The following is a 409-nucleotide window of genomic DNA, read 5'->3' as shown; positions in this document are numbered from 1 at the left end:
GCGAGCCCGCGCTGGTCGCCGACCTCAGCGCCAGCTTCGTCCCGGGCCGGCGGCTGCCCGACGGGGCCGTCACGACGTTCACGAGAGGGTCCTGAGATGCGAGTGCTGCGCGACCGGGTGATGGGCACCGACCTCATGCTCGCCCTGCCGCCGCCTGAGCAGGCCGCCGTGCTCGCCTGGCTGCGCGACGTGGAACGCACCTTCAGCAGGTTCGACCCCGACAGCGACACCAGCCGGGTGAACGCGGGCGGCCCGGTCGAGGTCTCCGAGCTGTTCCTGACCGTACTGGACGAGGCGTGCCGCCACCTCGACGCCACCGGCGGGCTGTTCAACCCCTTCCTCGGCGCCGACCTGGCCCGGCTCGGCTACGCGGCCGACTTCGCGCTCGTCGGCACCCCCGACGTGGCCG

1 protein-coding gene is annotated in these 409 nt (G+C 73.8%); it reads left to right on the top strand.

Going from position 1 to position 409, the window contains the following annotated elements; genetic code table 11:
* Window positions 1-96 precede the first annotated feature (96 nt).
* Window positions 97-409, top strand: a 313-nt coding sequence (locus tag FAF44_RS53805) for an FAD:protein FMN transferase (protein ID WP_237111208.1), incomplete at its 3' end; no start/stop codon positions are given.

Source organism: Nonomuraea sp. MG754425, assembly GCF_021699195.1.
Taxonomy (GTDB): Bacteria; Actinomycetota; Actinomycetes; order Streptosporangiales; family Streptosporangiaceae; genus Nonomuraea.
Note: the sequence above shows the minus strand (reverse complement) of the source record. Positions and strands in the feature narration are given on the sequence as shown.